The sequence below is a fragment of the Aeromicrobium sp. REDSEA-S32_B7 genome (assembly GCF_001626145.1).
In the GTDB taxonomy this organism is placed as follows: Bacteria; Actinomycetota; Actinomycetes; order Propionibacteriales; family Nocardioidaceae; genus Aeromicrobium; species Aeromicrobium erythreum.
On the sequence record NZ_LUNF01000054.1, the window covers coordinates 14,285 to 31,952 of the forward strand.

Consider the following 17,668-nt stretch of genomic DNA (forward strand, 5'->3'; position numbering starts at 1 on the left):
CATGGCTGTCAAGACCATCGATGCCGCGCTGCCCGTCGACATCTTCGGCGTGCAGACGAACATCCCCCTGATCCACCAGGTCGTCACCGCGCAGCTCGCCGCCGCCCGTCAGGGCACGCACGACGTCAAGTCGCGCGGTGAGGTGTCCGGCGGTGGCAAGAAGCCGTGGCGCCAGAAGGGCACGGGTCGCGCCCGCGCCGGCTCGATCCGCGCGCCGCACTTCACCGGCGGTGGCATCGTGCACGGGCCCACGCCGCGCAGCTACGACCAGCGCACGCCCAAGAAGATGAAGGCCGCCGCCCTGCGCGGCGCCCTCTCCGACCGGGCCCGCTCGGGTCGCCTGCACGTCGTCGAGTCGCTGGTCACGGGCGAGGCGCCCTCCACCAAGGCCGCCGTCGCCGCGATCGCCGAGCTGACCACGCGTCGCCGGGTGCTCGTCGTCGTGCGCCGTGAGGACGCCCTCACGGCCCTCAGCCTGCGCAACGTCACCGACCTCGTCGTGCTGACCTTCGACCAGCTGAACACCTACGACGTCGTGCTCAGCGACGACGTGATCTTCACGCAGGACGCCTTCGAGGCGTTCGTCGCGGCGCGCTCCACCGAGGGCGCCGAGACGATCGCGCTCAGCGCGGCCGTCGTCGAGGCCGACGCCAAGCCCGCCGCGAAGCCGGCGAAGAAGGCGTCCGCGAAGAAGGCTCCGGCCGCCCAGGAGGCTCCGGCGCAGGCCGAGGCCGCCCCGGCGACCGAGGAGTCCGGCGCGGAGGGCGCGACCAAGACGCAGCCCTACGGCCCCGGCTCCAAGGCCCCGCTCAAGAGCGGCAACGCGCCCAAGGGTCACGAGATCAAGGGCAACGTCGACTCGATGAAGTTCCACACGCCGGACAGCCCCTGGTACGACCAGACGGTCGCCGAGGTCTGGTTCGACACCGAGGAGACCGCGCAGGCCGCCGGTTTCGAGAAGGCTGGTGAGTGACCGCATGAGCACCCTGCACAAGGACCACCGCGACGTCCTGATCGCGCCCGTCGTCTCCGAGAAGACGTACGCGCTCATCGACGACAACAAGTACACGTTCCTGGTTCACCCGGACGCGAACAAGACGGAGATCAAGATCGCCGTCGAGAACGTGTTCGGCGTCAAGGTGACGGCCGTGAACACGCTGAACCGCAAGGGCAAGACGCGCCGCACCCGCAACGGGCTCGGCAAGCGCAAGGACACCAAGCGGGCCATCGTGAGCGTCGCCGCTGGCCAGAGCATCGACATCTTCTCGAGCCCGAGCTGAGGACTGATCAGACATGGCTATCCGTAAGTACAAGCCGACCACGCCGGGCCGTCGGGGCTCCAGCGTCGCCGACTTCGCCGAGATCACCCGGACCACGCCGGAGAAGTCCCTCGTCGAGCCGCTGCCCAAGAAGGGTGGCCGCAACAACCAGGGTCGCATCACCACGCGTCACCAGGGTGGCGGTCACAAGCGCGCCTACCGCGTGATCGACTTCAAGCGCTACGACAAGGACGGCGTGCCGGCCAAGGTCGCTCACATCGAGTACGACCCCAACCGCACCGCGCGCATCGCGCTCCTGCACTACGCCGACGGCGAGAAGCGCTACATCATCGCGCCCGACGGCATCCGCCAGGGCCAGGCCATCGAGGCCGGCCCGACCGCGGACATCAAGGTCGGCAACAACCTGCCGCTGCGCAACATCCCCGTCGGCACGCAGATCCACGCCGTGGAGCTGCGTCCGGGTGGTGGCGCCAAGATGGGCCGCTCCGCCGGTGTGCGCGTGCAGCTCGTCGCCAAGGAGGGTTCGCGCGCCCAGCTGCGTCTGCCCTCCGGCGAGATGCGCTACGTCGACGTCCGCTGCCGCGCCACCATCGGCGAGGTCGGCAACGCCGAGCAGTCCAACATCAACTGGGGCAAGGCCGGCCGCAACCGCTGGAAGGGCAAGCGTCCGACCGTCCGTGGTGTGGCCATGAACCCGATCGACCACCCGCACGGTGGCGGTGAGGGCAAGACCTCGGGTGGTCGCCACCCGGTCTCGCCCTGGGGCAAGCCCGAGGGCCGTACGCGCAAGCGCAAGGCCAGTGACCAGATGATCGTCCGCCGCCGCAAGTCCGGCCGCTGAGCCTCGACGAGCTCAGGAATCCAGGAGTAGAGAATGCCCCGTAGTTTGAAGAAGGGTCCCTTCGTCGACGGCCACCTCGAGAAGAAGGTGGACGCTCAGAACGATGCCGGAACCCACACCGTGATCAAGACCTGGTCGCGTCGCTCGATGATCCTGCCGTCCTTCATCGGACACACGATCGCCGTGCACGACGGCCGCAAGCACGTCCCCGTGTTCATCACCGACGCGATGGTCGGGCACAAGCTGGGCGAGTTCGCCCCCACCCGCACCTTCCGCGGTCACGAGAAGGACGACCGAAAGGCCAAGAGGCGATGAGTGCAGCTACCCGAGAGAACGTGAGCGAGCGTCGTGCGCGCCTGCTGGGCGACGCCGCGGGCGCGTTCGCCGTGGCCCGCTTCGTGCGGGTCACCCCGCAGAAGGCTCGCCGTGTCGGCGACCTGGTCCGCGGCATGGACACGCAGGAGGCGCTCGCCATCCTGCAGTTCGCCCCGCAGGCCGTCGCCTCCAACTTCTACAAGCTGGTCGAGTCCGCCGTCGCGAACGCGGTGACCACCGAGGGCCTGGACGCGTCCGACCTCGTGATCTCCACGCTCCTGGTCGAGGAGGGCCCGACGATGAAGCGGTGGCGTCCGCGCGCGAAGGGTTCGGCCAGCCGCATCCTCAAGCGCACCAGCCACCTCACCGTCGTCGTGCAGCCGTCCGCCGACGTGCCGCAGTCGCGCAAGAACACCAAGAAGGGCGGTCGCTGACCATGGGCCAGAAGATCAACCCGCACGGCTTCCGCCTGGGCATCTCCACCGACCACAAGAGCCGCTGGTACGCCGACAAGCTGTACAGCAGCTACGTCGGCGAGGACGTCAAGATCCGCAAGCTCCTCACCAAGGGCATGGACCGCGCCGGCATCAGCCGCGTGGAGATCGAGCGCACGCGTGACCGCGTCCGCGTCGACATCCACACCGCGCGTCCGGGCATCGTCATCGGTCGCCGTGGCGCCGAGGCCGACCGCATCCGTGGCGAGCTGGAGAAGCTCACCGGCAAGCAGGTGCAGCTCAACATCCTCGAGGTCAAGCAGCCCGAGCTCGACGCCCAGCTCGTCGCGCAGGGCGTGGCCGAGCAGCTGAGCGGTCGCGTGCAGTTCCGTCGTGCGATGCGCAAGGCGATGCAGACGACCATGCGCTCCGGCGCCAAGGGCATCCGCATCCAGTGCTCGGGCCGTCTCGGCGGCGCCGAGATGAGCCGCTCGGAGTTCTACCGCGAGGGCCGCGTGCCCCTGCACACGCTCCGCGCCGACGTCGACTACGGCTTCTACGAGGCCAAGACCACCTTCGGTCGCATCGGCGTCAAGGTGTGGATCTACAAGGGTGAGGTCGCGGGCACGCGCGCCGAGCGCGAGGCCGAGGCCGCGCGTCGCGCCGCCGCTCCCGGCAGCCGTCGCCCCCAGCGCGGGCGCCGTCCCGCTCGTGACGACCAGGCCGGCCAGGGTGCTCCCCAGGCCGAGCAGGCCGCTCCCGCCGCCGAGGCTCCTGCCACGGCCGGCGCCGGCGCTGCCACCGAAGGAGGGCAGTCCTGATGTTGATGCCTCGTAGGGTCAAGTACCGCAAGCAGCACCACCCCAAGCGCCGCGGCATGGCGAAGGGCGGCACGGAGCTGGCGTTCGGCGACTTCGGCATCCAGGCGGTCGAGGGTCACTACGTGACCAACCGTCAGATCGAGTCCGCTCGTATCGCCATGACGCGTCACATCAAGCGTGGCGGCAAGGTGTGGATCAACATCTACCCCGACCGCCCGCTGACCAAGAAGCCGGCCGAGACCCGCATGGGCTCCGGCAAGGGCTCGCCCGAGTGGTGGGTCGCGAACGTCAAGCCCGGACGCGTCATGTTCGAGCTCTCGGGTGTCTCCGAGGACGTTGCGCGCGAGGCGATGCGTCGCGCCATCCACAAGCTGCCCATGAAGGCGCGCTTCATCACCCGCGACACCGAGGGAGGGTTCTGAGCATGGCTGCGAAGACCACTGCCGCAGAGCTGCGCGGCCTCGATGCCGAGGCTCTGGAGACCAAGCTGCGCGAGGCCAAGGAAGAGCTGTTCAACCTGCGCTTCCAGAACGCCACGGGACAGCTCGACAACACGGCTCGTCTGAAGACGGTCCGCCGCGAGATCGCCCGCATCTACACGGTGCTGACCGAGCGCGAGCTGGGCATCATCGAGGCGGTCGAGGCATGAGCACGAGCGATAAGGACACCGTGACCACGAACACCGAGACCACCCGCAACTACCGCAAGGTGCGCGAGGGCCTCGTCACGAGCGACAAGATGGACAAGACCGTCGTCGTCATCGTCGAGGACCGCGTGAAGCACCCGCTGTACGGCAAGGTGCTGCGACGCAACGTGAAGCTCAAGGCGCACGACGAGGCCAACGCGGCCGGCGTCGGCGACCGTGTGCTCATCCAGGAGACCCGCCCGCTGTCGGCCACCAAGCGCTGGCGCGTCGTGGAGATCCTCGAGAAGGCGAAGTGAGAGACAGATGATTCAGCAGGAGTCGCGACTCAAGGTCGCCGACAACACCGGTGCGAAGGAGATCCTCTGCATCCGCGTGCTCGGCGGCTCGGGTCGACGCTACGCCGGTATCGGCGACACCATCGTCGCCACCGTCAAGGACGCCATCCCCGGCGGCAACGTCAAGAAGGGCGACGTCGTCAAGGCCGTGGTCGTGCGCACCGTCAAGGAGCGCCGCCGTCCGGACGGCTCGTACATCAAGTTCGACGAGAACGCCGCCGTCATCCTCAAGGCCGACGGCGACCCGCGTGGAACGCGCATCTTCGGCCCCGTGGGCCGCGAGCTGCGCGACAAGAAGTTCATGCGGATCATCTCGCTCGCCCCGGAGGTGCTCTGAACATGGCGCGCAACAAGCGAACGCTGTCGATCCGCAAGGGTGACCAGGTCAAGGTCATCGCGGGTGCCGACAAGGGCGTCGAGGGCAAGGTCATCGAGGTGCTCGCCGAGCGCGAGCGCGTCATCGTCGAGGGCGTGAACCGCATCAAGCGCCACACCCGCGCCGGTGCCGACGGCACCCAGGGCGGCATCATCACGCGTGAGGCCCCCATCCACGTCTCGAACGTGATGCTCGTCGTCGACGTCGACGGCGACAAGACCACGACGCGCGTCTCGCACCGCCGCGACGACGTCACCAAGAACCGTCCCGACGGTTCCAGCTACGAGGCGCAGCGCTCCGTGCGCGTGTCCTCCAAGACCGGAAAGGAGATCTGAGCATGGCTGAGACGACCACCGCTCCGCGGCTGAAGGCCAAGTACCGCGAGGAGATCCTCCCGGCGCTGCGCGAGGAGTTCAACCACGCGAACGTCATGCAGGTGCCCGGACTGACGAAGATCGTCGTCAACATGGGTGTCGGCGAGGCTGCCCGCGACGGCAAGCTCATCGAGGGCGCCATCCGCGACCTCACGGCGATCACCGGCCAGAAGCCGCAGGTCACCAAGGCTCGCAAGTCCATCGCGCAGTTCAAGCTGCGCGAGGGCATGCCGATCGGCGCGCACGTCACGCTGCGCGGCGACCGCATGTGGGAGTTCGCCGACCGGCTGCTCTCGCTCGCGCTGCCCCGCATCCGCGACTTCCGTGGCCTCTCGCCCAAGCAGTTCGACGGTCGCGGCAACTACACCTTCGGTCTCACCGAGCAGGTCATGTTCCACGAGATCGACCAGGACAAGATCGACCGGTCGCGGGGCATGGACATCACCATCGTCACCACCGCCACCAACGACGACGAGGGTCGCGCGCTGCTGAAGCAGCTGGGCTTCCCCTTCAAGGAGAACTGACATGGCGAAGACCGGCCTCAAGATCAAGGCGGCCCGCAAGCCGAAGTTCGCGGTCCGTGGCTACACGCGCTGCCAGCGCTGCGGCCGTCCGAAGTCCGTGTACCGCAAGTTCGGCCTGTGCCGGATCTGCCTGCGCGAGATGGCCCACCGCGGCGAGCTGCCCGGAGTGACCAAGTCCTCCTGGTGAACTCGTCGGCCTCGTGCCGCTGACCACCACCCCTTCCACCACGACCGTCGCAGGTCCTCCCTCACCCGTCCGGGAACCCGGGCCCGGGGACGGGATGCGAAACCACGGCAGGAACGGAAACATCACATGACCATGACCGACCCGATCGCGGACCTGCTCACGCGGATCCGCAACGGCAACCAGGCGTACCACGACGACGTGTCGGCGCCCTACTCCAAGCTGAAGGAGGGCGTGCTCGCCCTGCTGAAGCAGGAGGGGTACATCACCGACTACAAGGTCGTCGAGCCCGCCGAGGGCGAGGTGGGCAAGTCCCTCCACGTGACCCTCAAGTACGGCCCCCAGCGCGAGCGCTCGATCGCCGGCATCCGCCGCATCAGCAAGCCGGGCCTGCGGGTGTACGCCAAGTCCACGAACCTCCCGAAGGTGCTCGGTGGACTGGGCGTCGCCATCATCTCGACCAGCCAGGGCCTGCTGACCGATCGTCAGGCCACGACCAAGGGTGTAGGCGGAGAAGTCCTCGCCTACGTCTGGTGAGGGAGGAGCACACACATGTCGCGCATCGGCAAGCTTCCCGTCGCCGTCCCGAACGGCGTCGAGGTCACCATCGAGGGTCAGGACGTCCGCGTCAAGGGCCCCAAGGGCGAGCTCTCGCACCGCGTCGCCGAGCCCATCACGGTCAACCGTGGTGAGGACGGCAGCCTCGAGGTCCAGCGTCCCGACGACGAGCGTCGCAGCAAGGCCCTGCACGGCCTGAGCCGCACGCTCATCAGCAACATGGTCGTCGGCGTCACCGACGGCTACGAGAAGAAGCTCGAGATCGTGGGCGTCGGCTACCGCGTCCTGTCCAAGGGCCCGACGGAGCTCGAGTTCGCGCTCGGCTTCAGCCACCCCGTGATCGTCAAGGCCCCCGAGGGCATCACGTTCAACGTGGAGGCCCCCACCAAGTTCTCGGTCATCGGCATCGACAAGCAGTCGGTCGGCGAGGTCGCCGCGAACATCCGCAAGATCCGCAAGCCCGAGCCCTACAAGGGCAAGGGTGTCCGTTACGCCGGCGAGCGCGTGCTGCGCAAGGCTGGAAAGGCTGGTAAGTGATGGCCGTCTCCATCAAGCAGGTCAAGGGTCGCTCGGCCCGCGCCACGTCGCGCGCGCGTCGCCAGATCCGTGGCCGCAAGAAGCTGCACGGCTCGCCCGAGCGTCCTCGTCTCGTCGTGACCCGCTCCAGCAAGCACATCGTGGCCCAGGTCGTCAACGACCTCGAGGGACACACGCTGGCCTCGGCCTCGACCCTCGAGGCCGACCTGCGCGCCTTCGACGGCGACAAGACCGCCAAGGCGAAGAAGGTCGGCGAGCTCGTCGCCGACCGTGCGAAGGCTGCCGGCATCGAGGCCGTCGTCTTCGACCGCGCGGGCAACCGCTACGCGGGTCGCGTGGCCGCCCTGGCCGACGGCGCGCGCGAGGGTGGGCTGGAGTTCTGATGTCCACCAAGACGAACAACTACGACATGGGGAGTGCCGCATGAGCGCCCAGCAGAGTGGTAACCGCCGCGGAGGCGGAGACCGTCGCGGTGGTCGAGGCGACCGCGGCGGCGACAAGTCCAACTACATCGAGAAGGTCGTCACGATCAACCGTGTCGCCAAGGTCGTGAAGGGTGGTCGTCGCTTCAGCTTCACCGCCCTCGTGATCGTCGGCGACGGTGACGGCCAGGTCGGTGTCGGCTACGGCAAGGCCAAGGAGGTCCCCACGGCGATCTCCAAGGGTGTCGAGGAGGCGAAGAAGAACTTCTTCCGCGTCCCGCGCATCCAGGGCACCATCCCGCACCCGGTGCAGGGCGAGAAGGCGGCCGGTGTCGTCTTCCTGCGTCCTGCGTCGCCCGGTACCGGCGTCATCGCCGGTGGCCCGGTGCGTGCAGTGCTCGAGGCCGCCGGTGTCCACGACGTCCTGAGCAAGTCGCTCGGCTCGTCGAACTCCATCAACATCGTCCACGCGACGGTGGAGGCCCTCAAGGGCCTGGAGTCGCCCGACGCGGTCGCGCAGCGTCGTGGCCTCGCGGTCGAGGACGTCGCCCCGTCGGCCCTGCTCAAGGCTCAGGCCGAGGGCATCAAGGAGGCGCAGAACGCGCCCGCCGAGGTCGGTGTCTGATGGCGCGCCTCGAGATCACCCAGGTTCGTTCGGCGATCGGTCGCCCGCAGAACCAGCACCACACGCTGCGGTCGCTGGGTCTGAAGCGCATCGGCGACGTCGTCGTCAAGGAGGACCGCCCCGAGATCCGCGGCATGGCGAACACCATCCCGCACCTCGTGGCCGTCAAGGAGGTTGACTGACATGGCGCTGAAGCTTCACCACCTGCGCCCCGCCCCCGGTGCCAAGACCGCCAAGACCCGCGTGGGTCGCGGTGAGGGCTCCAAGGGCAAGACCGCCGGTCGCGGCACCAAGGGCACCAAGGCCCGCTACCAGGTGTCCGCCGGCTTCGAGGGTGGACAGATCCCGCTCCACATGCGTCTGCCGAAGCTGAAGGGGTTCAAGAACCCCTTCCGCGAGGAGTACCAGGTCGTCAACGTCGAGCGCATCGGCACCCTCTTCCCCGAGGGTGGCGCCATCGACGTCGACGCGCTGGTCGCGAAGGGCGCGGTTCGCAAGGGCCAGCTGGTCAAGGTGCTCGGCGAGGGTGACCTCTCCGTGGCCGTCCAGGTGACCGCCCACAAGTTCTCCGGCTCGGCCCGCAGCAAGATCGAGGCCGCCGGCGGCAGCGCGACCGAGCTCTGAATGACGCTCTGACGAGACGACGGCGAGGTTCGTGGCCCTAGCGGCCACCGGACCTCGCCGTCGTTCGTCGTCCGGCCCTCGCAGGCCGCGGCCCGTCCCGGGCGCCCGCCCCACGCGTGGGGTGCAACGACCGGGCAACGGCCGATCTGCGAGAACTGACTGTTAGAGTCGCCGAGGTCCCGCCAGGGGCCCACGATCGAGGAGGACACCCGGTGCTCAGCGCCTTCGTCAACGCGTTCAAGACGCCTGACCTTCGACGCAAGCTGCTGTTCGTGCTCGCCGTGATCGTGCTGTTCCGGTTCGGCTCGACCCTGCCGGCCCCCGGCATCAACGTGAGCAACGTGCAGCGCTGCGTCGACCTTGCCTCGCAGGGCGAGAACAGCAGCCTCTTCGCGCTCATCAACGTCTTCTCCGGCGGCGCGCTCCTGCAGCTGACCGTGTTCGCGCTGGGCATCATGCCCTACATCACCGCGAGCATCATCCTGCAGCTGCTCGTCGTCGTCATCCCGCGGCTGGAGGCCCTCAAGAAGGAGGGCCAGTCCGGCCAGGCGAAGATCACGCAGTACACCCGCTACCTGACGCTCGGCCTCGCCGTCCTGCAGGCCACGGGCATCGTGGCGCTCGCGCGCAGCGGCCAGCTGTTCGGTGGCGTCGACTGCGGCCAGCTGCTCTACCGACCCGACAGCATCCCGGCCTTCCTGCTGATCGTCCTCACCATGGTCGCGGGCACCGCCGTCATCATGTGGCTCGGCGAGCTCGTGACCGACCGCGGCGTCGGCAACGGCATGTCGATCCTGATCTTCACGCAGGTCGTCGCGACGTTCCCCGGCGCCATGTGGCTGATCAAGGAGCAGAAGGGCTGGGCGACGTTCTCCGTCGTGGTGCTCGTCGGTCTCGTGATCGTCGCGGCCGTCATCCTCATCGAGCAGGCGCAGCGCCGGATCCCGGTCCAGTACGCCAAGCGCATGGTCGGGCGCCGGATGTTCGGCGGCTCCTCGACCTACATCCCGCTGAAGGTGAACCAGGCCGGCATCATCCCGGTCATCTTCGCCTCGAGCCTGCTGTACCTGCCGGCGCTGTACGCGCAGTTCCGACCCGACGGACCGGGCGCGGTGTTCATCACCGACCACTTCGTGCGTGGTGACCACCCGTACTACATGATCACCTACTTCGCGCTGATCGTGTTCTTCGCCTACTTCTACGTGGCGATCACCTTCAACCCGGAGGAGGTCGCCGACAACATGCGCAAGTACGGCGGCTTCATCCCCGGCATCCGTGCCGGCCGTCCGACGCAGGACTACCTGGCGTACGTCCTGAGCCGCATCACGGCGCCGGGCGCGGTGTACCTGGGCTTCATCGCCCTGATCCCGATGGTGGCCGTGGCGCTGCTCGGCGCCAGCCAGAACTTCCCGTTCGGCGGCACCTCGATCCTCATCATCGTGGGCGTCGGCCTCGACACGGTGAAGCAGATCGAGAGCCAGCTCCAGCAGCGCAACTACGAAGGGTTCCTGCGGTGACTCGTCTCCTCATCATGGGTCCGCCCGGTGCCGGCAAGGGCACCCAGGCGGCGACGCTGGCGCAGCGGATCCAGGGCGCGCACGTCTCGACCGGCGACATCTTCCGGGCGAACGTGCAGCAGCAGACCGAGCTCGGCCGGACCGCGCAGCGCTACATGGACGCGGGGGAGTACGTGCCCGACGAGGTCACGAACGCCATGGTGCAGGACCGCCTCGCCCAGGACGACGCACGCGAGTCCTTCATCCTCGACGGGTACCCGCGCACGCTCGAGCAGGTCTCGACCCTCGACCGGATCCTCGCCGACCTCGGCTCCGGGCTCGACCACGTGCTCGTGCTGACGGTCGACCACGAGGAGCTGATCGCCCGGCTGCTGAAGCGGGCCGAGACCAGCGGGCGCGCCGACGACACCGAGGACGTCATCCGGCACCGCCAGGAGGTCTACATCGCAGAGACGGCGCCCTTGCTGCCGGTGTACCGCGAGCGTGGCCTGCTGCGTGAGGTCGACGGCATGGGCACGGTCGACGAGGTCGAGGCGCGCATCGACGCCGCACTCGGCCTCTGACCCGAGTCCGGGGGAGACCGTGTTCGGTCGCGGCATCGAGATCAAGACGCCCGAGCAGGTGGCGCTCATGCGCCGCGCCGGACTCGTCGTCGCGCACGCGCTCGAGGCGGTCCGCGAGACCGTCGCACCCGGGGTGCCGACGGCCGAGCTCGACGTCGTCGCGCACGACACCATCCGCGCACACGGCGCGACGTCGAACTTCCTCCACTACGGCGCCGAGCCCGGCGTGCCGGGCTTCCCCGGCGTCATCTGTGCGTCGGTCAACGACGAGGTCGTGCACGGCATCCCCGGGTCGCGGGTCCTGCGCGAGGGCGACGTGGTCTCGATCGACTGCGGCGCGATCGTCGACGGATGGCACGGCGACTCCGCCGTGACCGTCACCGTCGGCGAGGTCGCCCCCGAGGTGCAGCAGCTCGTCGACAACACCGAGCGGGCGCTCTGGGCCGGCATCGCCGCGGGCGGCGTGGGCCGACGCGTCGGCGACGTGAGCCACGCGATCGAGCGCAGCGTGCGCTCGGCCGGTGACTACGGCATCGCCGACGGCTACACGGGGCACGGCATCGGCACGGCCATGCACCAGGCGCCCGACGTGCCGAACGTCGGGCGAGCCGGCAAGGGTCCGCGCATCGTGCCCGGTCTCGTCCTGGCCGTCGAGCCGATGGTCACGCTCGGCTCGGCCGACACCCGCACCCTCGACGACCACTGGACGGTCGTGTCCGACGACGGGTCCTGGGCCGCCCACTGGGAGCACACGGTCACCTGGACCGCCGACGGCGCATGGGTGCTGACGGCGCTCGACGGCGGGCGTGCGCGGCTCGCCGAGCTCGGTGTGCCCTACGCGGGCGACGACGCGTCGTAGCCGTCGCGGTTCAGCGACGCGGGGCGGCGACGACCGGCGCGGTCGTGCGGGTCGAGGCGATCGTGCGGGCGACGTAGCCGCTGCGGCTGCCCGTGACCGTCACGTGGATGCGCTTGCCGCGGTCGGCGGCCACCGGGCGGTAGGCACTCCCGGTCGCGCCGGCGATGAGTCGGCCGTTGGCGTACCAGCGGTAGCTGAAGGTGGCCACGGGGGACCACGCCGGGGTGCTCGCTCGCAGCACCGCACCCACCTGGGCCGCCCCGGAGAGCACCGGCCGGTGCACCGTCCTGAACGCCACCGGTGCCGCCTGGACGGGCGGGGTGGTCCGGCTCGACGACAGCGTGCGGGTGACGTAGCCGTCGCGCGTGCCCGTGACCGCCACGCGGATGCGCTTGCCGCGGTCCGCGGACGTCAGGCGGTAGCTGGTGCCGGTGGCGCCGGGGATCGGGCGGCCGTCGGCGAACCACTGGTAGGTGAAGGTGGCGACCGGCGACCAGGCGTCGGTCCGGACCTGCAGCGTGGTGCCCACCTGGGCCGCACCGGACAGCACCGGGCGCGCCGTCGTCGTGAACTGCCCGGGCGCGACGGCGTCGGTGGGCTGGGACGCGACCTGCGTGGTCGTGTAGGCGGTGCGCGAGCCGGTGACGACGACGTGCAGACGGTGCCCTCGATCGTCCGGGGTCACGGTGTAGCGCGCCGTCGTGGCGCCGGCGATCGGGGTGTCGTCGGAGAACCACTGGTAGGCGAGCGTGGCCGTCGGCGACCACGCCGCCGTGCTCGCGGTGAGGACCGACCCGACCGCGGACGTGCCCGCGACGACCGGTGCCGGCGCGAGGTCGAAGACGCCCGGGGCGACCGGGTCGGTCACGGAGGCGGACTCCAGCACCTGCGTGTTGTAGCCCGGACGCGAGCCCGTGGCGACCACGCCGATGCGCTGCCCGAGCAGGCCGGCGTCGAGCGGCAGGGTGCTGCTCGTGGCCCCGGGGATGATCTCGTCGTCGGCGTACCACTGGTAATCGAGCGTGGCAGCAGGCTTCCAGGCGGGAGCGGACGCGACCAGCTGGGCGCCCACGCGCTCCGTGCCCGTCAGCGTCGGTCGTGCGGTCGTGCCGAAGTCGCCTGCCGCGATCGGCTTGGACGTGCGCGCCGACGTGGAGGCCGTCGCCGGGTACCCGGCGCGCCGCCCGGTGACGACGACGTGGACCTTGCGGCCGCGCTCGGCCGCGGTCAGCCGGTAGGTCGACGCGGTGGCCCCGCGGATCGGCGTGCCGTCGGCGACCCACTGGTAGGTCAGGGTGGCCGTCGGCGACCAGGAGCCGGCTCGCGCCGTCAGCAGGCTGCCGACCTTCTCGGCGCCGGCGAACGTGGGTCTCGGGGCCGAGGTGAAGCGGGGGGTGACGTCGGGATCGGCGAAGTGGATGAAGCCGTCCGGCCAGCCGGACCCGGACTTCGTGATCCGCCGGTGGTCGAAGTCGCGACCCCAGTTCGACTCCGAGACGATGATCTCGGTGGGGGAGGCGACCCGCTCGACGTACGCGACGTGGTTGCCGGTGCGGCCCCACCAGGCGACGGAGCCGACCGCGGGCGTCGCGTCGGTGATGGAGGCCATCGTCGTGCCCCAGTCGCGGGCGTTGCCGACGCCGGAGGCCGGACGCCGGTTCGGCATGCCGTTGGTGGTGACGAGGCGGTACGCGACGTAGTTCGTGCAGTTCGTGCCGCCGTACATGTTCCAGTAGCTCGTGCGCTGGTTCTGCTCGTAGCCGTGGTGGTCGTACCCGGCGCGCAGGCAGTTCGCGTAGCCCGAGCACAGCAGGGTCGAGGCGGCCTGCGCGGTGGGCGCAGCGGCCAGCGTCCCGGCCACCAGGACGGCGGCGAGGGAAGATAGCAGCGCTGAGAGCACCCGGGAACGCGACACGCCGAGCAGCGTACGGGATTTCGGGGGCGCGTGGGACCTGTGTGACGGAAGTGGTCGCTGTCAGGACCTCGCGGACGGTCGCGCAGGCGGTGAGAGGGCGCTCGCCCACGCCGGGGACCCCCATGGACTGCTTAGGGTTGCCTAGCCTATGCTTCGAGCACGGGTCGGCCGACCCGTACGGTCGGGGTGGACGAGAGGCAGACATGACGATCATCGAGCCGGACACCTCCTCGTTGTCGCGCCTGCTGCGCGACGGCTCCCGACGTGAGCACGAGTCCGCGGAGGGCTCGGCCTTCATGAGCGAGCTGCTCGCCGGCCGCGTGTCGCCCCGCGGGTACGCGGACTACCTGGCACGCCTGCAGCGGGTGTACGCGGCGCTCGAGGCCGCCGGGCGGGCGCTCGCCGGGCACCCGGTGGTCGACGCCGTGCTCGACCCCGCCCTGGAGCGGTCGTCGGCGATCCTCGACGACGTCGCGCACTGGGGGACCGGCCACGCGGCGACGCCGGCGACCGACGCCTACGTCGCGCGGATCGAGACCACCCGTGACCACCCTGCGCGGTTCGTGGCGCACCACTACACGCGGTACCTGGGCGACCTCTCGGGCGGGCGTGCGATCGGCCGGGTGCTGGCTCGGACCTTCGACCTCGACCACGACGGTCTCGCCTTCTACGCGTTCGTCGACGTGCCGAAGCCGAAGCCGTACAAGGACGCGTACCGCCAGCGCCTCGACGCTCTCGACCTCACTGCGCAGGAGCGGCTCGACGTCCTCGCCGAGGTGCGCCTCGTCTTCGGGCTCAACGAGGCGCTGTTCGCCGAGCTGTCCGCGGACCTCGACACCTACCGCCTCTGACGGGCCGCCTGGCGCGAGGCGTCCCGCGTCCTGGGCTCAGGAGTGGTGCTCCTGCGTGCAGCACTTGACGCTGCCGCCGGCCTTCAGCAGCTCGCTCACGTCGACGGGGACCGGCACGTAGCCGCGCTCCTCGAGCTGGCGAGCGAGGGTGCGCGCCTGCACGGGGACGACGACGTGGCGTCCGTCGCTCACCGCGTTGAGCCCGAGCACGAGGGCGTCCTCCTCGGTGCACTCGACCGCGTCCGGGAACAGCTCGCGCAGCGTGCGACGGCTGTGCTCGGAGAACGCCGACGGCAGGTAGGCGATGTCGGCCGGGGCGTCGCCGTTGCCGTCGTCGAGCACGGCCAGGGCGGTGTCGAGGTGGTAGAAGCGAGGGTCGACGAGCTGCAGGCTGACGACCGGACGGTCGAGCACGCGGGCCGCCTCGACGTGCGCGTGCAGGCTCGTCCGGAAGCCCGTGCCCGCCAGGATCATCGAGCCGAGCACGAGGAAGTCGCCCTCGCCCTCGTTGGTCTGCGTGGGGTCGGCGACGGCGACGCCCTGCCCCCGGAGCCAGGCGGCGTGCTCGACGGCCTCGGCGGCCCGCTCGGGGTGACGGAACCGAGCGCCGTACGCGCGCCCACCGACGACCGTCGCGCCGTTGGCGGCGAACACCATGTCGGGCAGGCCGGGCACCCCGTCGAGCACGTGCACCCGGTGGCCCAGCGCGCTGTACGTCTGGCGCAGCACCTCCCACTGGACGAGCGCGCGCCGGCGGTCGACGGCGACCCCCGGCCGCATCCACGCGTTGATCGCGTAGGTGACGTCGAAGTGGGTCGGTGCGCACATGAGGTACGTGCGGGTCCGGGCGGTCCGGGTGACCTGGCGGGCAGGTGAGGGACTCACCGGGACGTGGGTGGCGGGACGGGTCTCGAGCACGGTCACGGTGACCTCCTGGATCAGTGGCGTCACCCCTGCGACGCAACGAATCCATCGTAGTTCGCCGCTCTGGTGATCTGAGAGTTCGAAACTGCGCGTCCTTGCGCAGGAACCTGACGTTCTGGGGCCAGGAGCGGCGATTTGTTGCACCATGGGTCCATGGACGACGTCGACCGCCGGATCATCGACCACCTCGTGCGCGACGGCCGGGCCGGCTACGCCCGGATCGCCGCCGACGTCGGCCTGTCGGCCCCGGCGGTCAAGCGTCGGGTCGACCGGCTGGTCGCCGACGGTGTCGTGAAGGGCTTCACCGCGGTCGTCGACCCCGACCTCATGGGCTGGGCCGTCGAGGCCTACGTGGAGGTCCACTGTCGCGGCACGATCACGCCCGAGGCCCTCGGGTCCGCGTTCGCGAGGATCCCCGAGATCCACGCGGCCGCCACCGTGTCGGGCCAGGCCGACGCGATCCTGCGGATCGTCGCGCGCGACGTGCGCGACCTGGAGCGGGCGCTCGAGCGGGTGCGCACCGAGGTCGACAACGTCGACCACACCGACACCGCGATCGTGCTGTCGCGCCTCATCGACCGCTACACGGGCTGACCACCACTCACGTCGGCAGCCGCACCCCGAGCACGCCGACGTTGTTCTCCAGCCTCATCGGCCCATCCTCACGCGCGTCGGCGGTGCGGTGCCAGCGCCCGCCGACCCTCGATTTGAAACGAGTGCCCCGACCGACGTAGACTTCCCTGTCGGCCTATGTCGGGCGCATCGACCCCTGCCCTCGTGGTTCACCCCTCGTCGGAAGCGGCTCCTCGGAGTCGCGGGTCCTCGCGCGTGCCCGGGCCGTCTCTGACGATCAACCGAGAAGCTGAGGTCCATGGCGAAAAAAGAAGGCGTCATCGAGATGGAGGGTGCTGTCGTCGAGGCACTCCCGAACGCGATGTTCCGGGTCGAGCTGGCCAACGGCCACAAGGTCCTGGCGCACATCAGCGGCAAGATGCGCCAGCACTACATCCGCATCCTCCCCGAGGACCGGGTCGTGGTGGAGCTGTCGCCGTACGACCTCAGCCGTGGACGGATCGTCTACCGCTACAAGTGATCGACACGTCGGGAACGACACCGTCGAGCACGCCACAACTGCACACCGAACACGTTCAGACTGAAGAAGAGAGAGCTTCTCGATGAAGGTCAACCCGAGCGTGAAGAAGATCTGTGACAAGTGCAAGGTGATCCGTCGCCACGGCCGCGTCATGGTGATCTGCGAGAACCCCCGGCACAAGCAGCGCCAGGGCTGATCGCACTTCTTCACCGCGACCCACTGAACATCTGACGGCTCCCGACGCCCCCTGGAGACAGGACCGGCGACGGGTCACCCCCGGCGCAGAGGCCGGGGCCCGGCTCAGGACCCCCAAGGAACGGGTCCTGGAGGCAGCTGGGGCGCCTCAGGTGACGACACCTCTGCCGTACCGGAAGGAACTGCCACCATGGCACGCCTCGTCGGAGTCGATCTCCCGCGCGACAAGCGCATCGAGATCGCACTCACCTACATCTTCGGCGTCGGGCGCACCCGCGCCACCGACACCCTCGCCGCCACCGGCATCAGCCCCGACCTGCGGGTCCACGAGCTGACCGACGACCACCTCGTCGCGCTGCGTGACCACATCGAGGCCAACTACCAGGTCGAGGGCGACCTGCGCCGTGAGGTCACGGCCGACATCCGTCGCAAGATGGAGATCGGTTCGTACCAGGGCCGTCGCCACCGTGCGCACCTGCCCGTCCGCGGCCAGCGCACGAAGACCAACGCGCGCACCCGCAAGGGTCCGAAGCGCACCGTCGCCGGAAAGAAGAAGTGATCTAGATGCCTCCGAAGAACACCGGCGCCAAGAAGGTGCGCCGCAAGGAGAAGAAGAACGTCGTCCAGGGCCAGGCCCACATCAAGAGCACGTTCAACAACACGCACGTGACGATCACGGACCCCTCGGGCGCCGTGATCGCGTGGGCCTCCGGCGGGACCGTCGGCTTCAAGGGCTCGCGCAAGTCCACGCCCTTCGCGGCGGGCATGGCGGCCGAGGCCGCCGGTCGCCAGGCGATGGAGCACGGGATGAAGAAGGTCGACGTCTTCGTGAAGGGCCCGGGCTCGGGTCGCGAG

General features: G+C 69.7%; 30 protein-coding genes. 28 read left to right on the plus strand and 2 right to left on the minus strand.

Annotation, left to right across the window (positions count from 1 at the left end; genetic code table 11):
- Window position 1 precedes the first annotated feature (1 nt).
- The 22 genes from rplD to map all read left to right on the plus strand — a co-directional run bounded on the left by rplD (window position 2) and on the right by map (window position 11,835).
- Entirely contained in the window at window positions 2–973 is a 972-nt protein-coding gene (gene rplD, locus A6Q79_RS04140; protein WP_067859813.1) for a 50S ribosomal protein L4, read from the plus strand.
- Between the two features lie 4 nt (window positions 974–977).
- The gene (gene rplW, locus A6Q79_RS04145; RefSeq protein WP_067859810.1) at window positions 978–1,280 is read left to right on the plus strand and encodes a 50S ribosomal protein L23; all 303 of its coding nucleotides are present in this window, start codon (window positions 978–980) and stop codon (window positions 1,278–1,280) included.
- Between the two features lie 13 nt (window positions 1,281–1,293).
- Entirely contained in the window at window positions 1,294–2,121 is an 828-nt protein-coding gene (gene rplB, locus A6Q79_RS04150; RefSeq protein WP_067859807.1) for a 50S ribosomal protein L2, read from the plus strand.
- 33 nt (window positions 2,122–2,154) lie between these two features.
- The gene (gene rpsS / locus A6Q79_RS04155) at window positions 2,155–2,436 is read left to right on the plus strand and encodes a 30S ribosomal protein S19 (RefSeq protein ID WP_067859804.1); all 282 of its coding nucleotides are present in this window, start codon (window positions 2,155–2,157) and stop codon (window positions 2,434–2,436) included.
- Window positions 2,433–2,870 (plus strand): 50S ribosomal protein L22, encoded by a 438-nt coding sequence (gene rplV, locus A6Q79_RS04160; RefSeq protein WP_083516451.1) that lies wholly within the window; start codon window positions 2,433–2,435, stop codon window positions 2,868–2,870. Before rpsS ends, rplV begins: the two co-directional genes overlap by 4 nt.
- Before the next feature lie 2 nt (window positions 2,871–2,872).
- Window positions 2,873–3,691: a 30S ribosomal protein S3 gene (gene rpsC / locus A6Q79_RS04165; protein WP_067859801.1), complete on the plus strand. Its 819-nt coding sequence runs from the start codon at window positions 2,873–2,875 to the stop codon at window positions 3,689–3,691.
- Window positions 3,691–4,113, plus strand: a complete 423-nt coding sequence (gene rplP, locus A6Q79_RS04170) for a 50S ribosomal protein L16 (protein ID WP_067859795.1) — start codon at window positions 3,691–3,693, stop codon at window positions 4,111–4,113. Before rpsC ends, rplP begins: the two co-directional genes overlap by 1 nt.
- A gap of 2 nt (window positions 4,114–4,115) precedes the next feature.
- The gene (gene rpmC, locus A6Q79_RS04175) at window positions 4,116–4,340 is read left to right on the plus strand and encodes a 50S ribosomal protein L29 (protein ID WP_067859792.1); all 225 of its coding nucleotides are present in this window, start codon (window positions 4,116–4,118) and stop codon (window positions 4,338–4,340) included.
- On the plus strand, window positions 4,337–4,633 hold the full coding sequence (gene rpsQ / locus A6Q79_RS04180; RefSeq protein WP_286689831.1) for a 30S ribosomal protein S17: 297 nt from the start codon (window positions 4,337–4,339) through the stop codon (window positions 4,631–4,633). The genes rpmC and rpsQ overlap by 4 nt, the downstream gene beginning before the upstream one ends.
- Before the next feature lie 7 nt (window positions 4,634–4,640).
- Window positions 4,641–5,009 carry a 50S ribosomal protein L14 gene (gene rplN / locus A6Q79_RS04185; protein ID WP_056209423.1) on the plus strand — a complete coding sequence of 123 codons (369 nt, stop codon included), beginning with the start codon at window positions 4,641–4,643 and terminating at the stop codon, window positions 5,007–5,009.
- Between the two features lie 2 nt (window positions 5,010–5,011).
- Window positions 5,012–5,383, plus strand: a complete 372-nt coding sequence (rplX, locus tag A6Q79_RS04190; protein ID WP_286689830.1) for a 50S ribosomal protein L24 — start codon at window positions 5,012–5,014, stop codon at window positions 5,381–5,383.
- Window positions 5,384–5,385: 2 nt separating this feature from the next.
- Entirely contained in the window at window positions 5,386–5,946 is a 561-nt protein-coding gene (gene rplE / locus A6Q79_RS04195; protein WP_317696540.1) for a 50S ribosomal protein L5, read from the plus strand.
- Window position 5,947: 1 nt separating this feature from the next.
- Window positions 5,948–6,133 carry a type Z 30S ribosomal protein S14 gene (locus tag A6Q79_RS04200; RefSeq protein WP_067859778.1) on the plus strand — a complete coding sequence of 62 codons (186 nt, stop codon included), beginning with the start codon at window positions 5,948–5,950 and terminating at the stop codon, window positions 6,131–6,133.
- A 126-nt stretch (window positions 6,134–6,259) separates the two neighbouring features.
- Window positions 6,260–6,667 (plus strand): 30S ribosomal protein S8, encoded by a 408-nt coding sequence (gene rpsH, locus A6Q79_RS04205; RefSeq protein WP_067859776.1) that lies wholly within the window; start codon window positions 6,260–6,262, stop codon window positions 6,665–6,667.
- A 15-nt stretch (window positions 6,668–6,682) separates the two neighbouring features.
- Window positions 6,683–7,225 carry a 50S ribosomal protein L6 gene (gene rplF, locus A6Q79_RS04210; protein WP_067859773.1) on the plus strand — a complete coding sequence of 181 codons (543 nt, stop codon included), beginning with the start codon at window positions 6,683–6,685 and terminating at the stop codon, window positions 7,223–7,225.
- Complete coding sequence (rplR, locus tag A6Q79_RS04215; RefSeq protein WP_067859771.1) at window positions 7,225–7,608, plus strand: 50S ribosomal protein L18; 384 nt, start codon at window positions 7,225–7,227, stop codon at window positions 7,606–7,608. Before rplF ends, rplR begins: the two co-directional genes overlap by 1 nt.
- A gap of 40 nt (window positions 7,609–7,648) precedes the next feature.
- The gene (rpsE, locus tag A6Q79_RS04220) at window positions 7,649–8,272 is read left to right on the plus strand and encodes a 30S ribosomal protein S5 (protein WP_067859769.1); all 624 of its coding nucleotides are present in this window, start codon (window positions 7,649–7,651) and stop codon (window positions 8,270–8,272) included.
- Window positions 8,272–8,454 carry a 50S ribosomal protein L30 gene (gene rpmD, locus A6Q79_RS04225; protein WP_067859767.1) on the plus strand — a complete coding sequence of 61 codons (183 nt, stop codon included), beginning with the start codon at window positions 8,272–8,274 and terminating at the stop codon, window positions 8,452–8,454. Before rpsE ends, rpmD begins: the two co-directional genes overlap by 1 nt.
- A gap of 1 nt (window position 8,455) precedes the next feature.
- On the plus strand, window positions 8,456–8,896 hold the full coding sequence (gene rplO / locus A6Q79_RS04230; protein WP_067859765.1) for a 50S ribosomal protein L15: 441 nt from the start codon (window positions 8,456–8,458) through the stop codon (window positions 8,894–8,896).
- 212 nt (window positions 8,897–9,108) lie between these two features.
- Window positions 9,109–10,413, plus strand: a complete 1,305-nt coding sequence (gene secY, locus A6Q79_RS04235; RefSeq protein ID WP_067859763.1) for a preprotein translocase subunit SecY — start codon at window positions 9,109–9,111, stop codon at window positions 10,411–10,413.
- Complete coding sequence (locus A6Q79_RS04240) at window positions 10,410–10,976, plus strand: adenylate kinase (RefSeq protein ID WP_286689828.1); 567 nt, start codon at window positions 10,410–10,412, stop codon at window positions 10,974–10,976. Before secY ends, A6Q79_RS04240 begins: the two co-directional genes overlap by 4 nt.
- A gap of 19 nt (window positions 10,977–10,995) precedes the next feature.
- Window positions 10,996–11,835: a type I methionyl aminopeptidase gene (map, locus tag A6Q79_RS04245; RefSeq protein WP_286689827.1), complete on the plus strand. Its 840-nt coding sequence runs from the start codon at window positions 10,996–10,998 to the stop codon at window positions 11,833–11,835.
- Between the two features lie 10 nt (window positions 11,836–11,845).
- On the opposite strand, the gene A6Q79_RS04250 is transcribed toward map, so the two are convergent.
- On the minus strand, window positions 11,846–13,750 hold the full coding sequence (locus A6Q79_RS04250; RefSeq protein WP_286689826.1) for a CHAP domain-containing protein: 1,905 nt from the start codon (window positions 13,748–13,750) through the stop codon (window positions 11,846–11,848).
- Between the two features lie 203 nt (window positions 13,751–13,953).
- Between A6Q79_RS04250 and A6Q79_RS04255 the strand changes: the two genes are divergently transcribed.
- Window positions 13,954–14,601, plus strand: coding sequence for a heme oxygenase (biliverdin-producing) (locus A6Q79_RS04255; protein WP_286689825.1), 648 nt, complete (start codon window positions 13,954–13,956; stop codon window positions 14,599–14,601).
- 36 nt (window positions 14,602–14,637) lie between these two features.
- Here A6Q79_RS04255 and ddaH read toward each other — a convergent pair whose 3' ends face one another.
- Complete coding sequence (ddaH, locus tag A6Q79_RS04260; RefSeq protein ID WP_286689824.1) at window positions 14,638–15,525, minus strand: dimethylargininase; 888 nt, start codon at window positions 15,523–15,525, stop codon at window positions 14,638–14,640.
- Window positions 15,526–15,678: 153 nt separating this feature from the next.
- On the opposite strand from ddaH, the gene A6Q79_RS04265 reads away from it, so the two are divergent.
- From A6Q79_RS04265 to rpsK, 5 genes are all read left to right on the plus strand, one after another.
- A complete protein-coding gene (locus A6Q79_RS04265) occupies window positions 15,679–16,119 on the plus strand; it encodes an Lrp/AsnC family transcriptional regulator (protein ID WP_067859753.1) in 441 nt (146 codons plus the stop codon).
- A 277-nt stretch (window positions 16,120–16,396) separates the two neighbouring features.
- A complete protein-coding gene (infA, locus tag A6Q79_RS04270) occupies window positions 16,397–16,618 on the plus strand; it encodes a translation initiation factor IF-1 (protein WP_007078610.1) in 222 nt (73 codons plus the stop codon).
- Between the two features lie 82 nt (window positions 16,619–16,700).
- Complete coding sequence (gene rpmJ / locus A6Q79_RS04275) at window positions 16,701–16,814, plus strand: 50S ribosomal protein L36 (RefSeq protein ID WP_008361054.1); 114 nt, start codon at window positions 16,701–16,703, stop codon at window positions 16,812–16,814.
- A 189-nt stretch (window positions 16,815–17,003) separates the two neighbouring features.
- Window positions 17,004–17,372, plus strand: coding sequence for a 30S ribosomal protein S13 (gene rpsM / locus A6Q79_RS04280; protein ID WP_067859750.1), 369 nt, complete (start codon window positions 17,004–17,006; stop codon window positions 17,370–17,372).
- Window positions 17,373–17,377: 5 nt separating this feature from the next.
- Window positions 17,378–17,668: 30S ribosomal protein S11 (rpsK, locus tag A6Q79_RS04285; protein ID WP_317696581.1), on the plus strand; the 291-nt coding region annotated here is incomplete at its 3' end.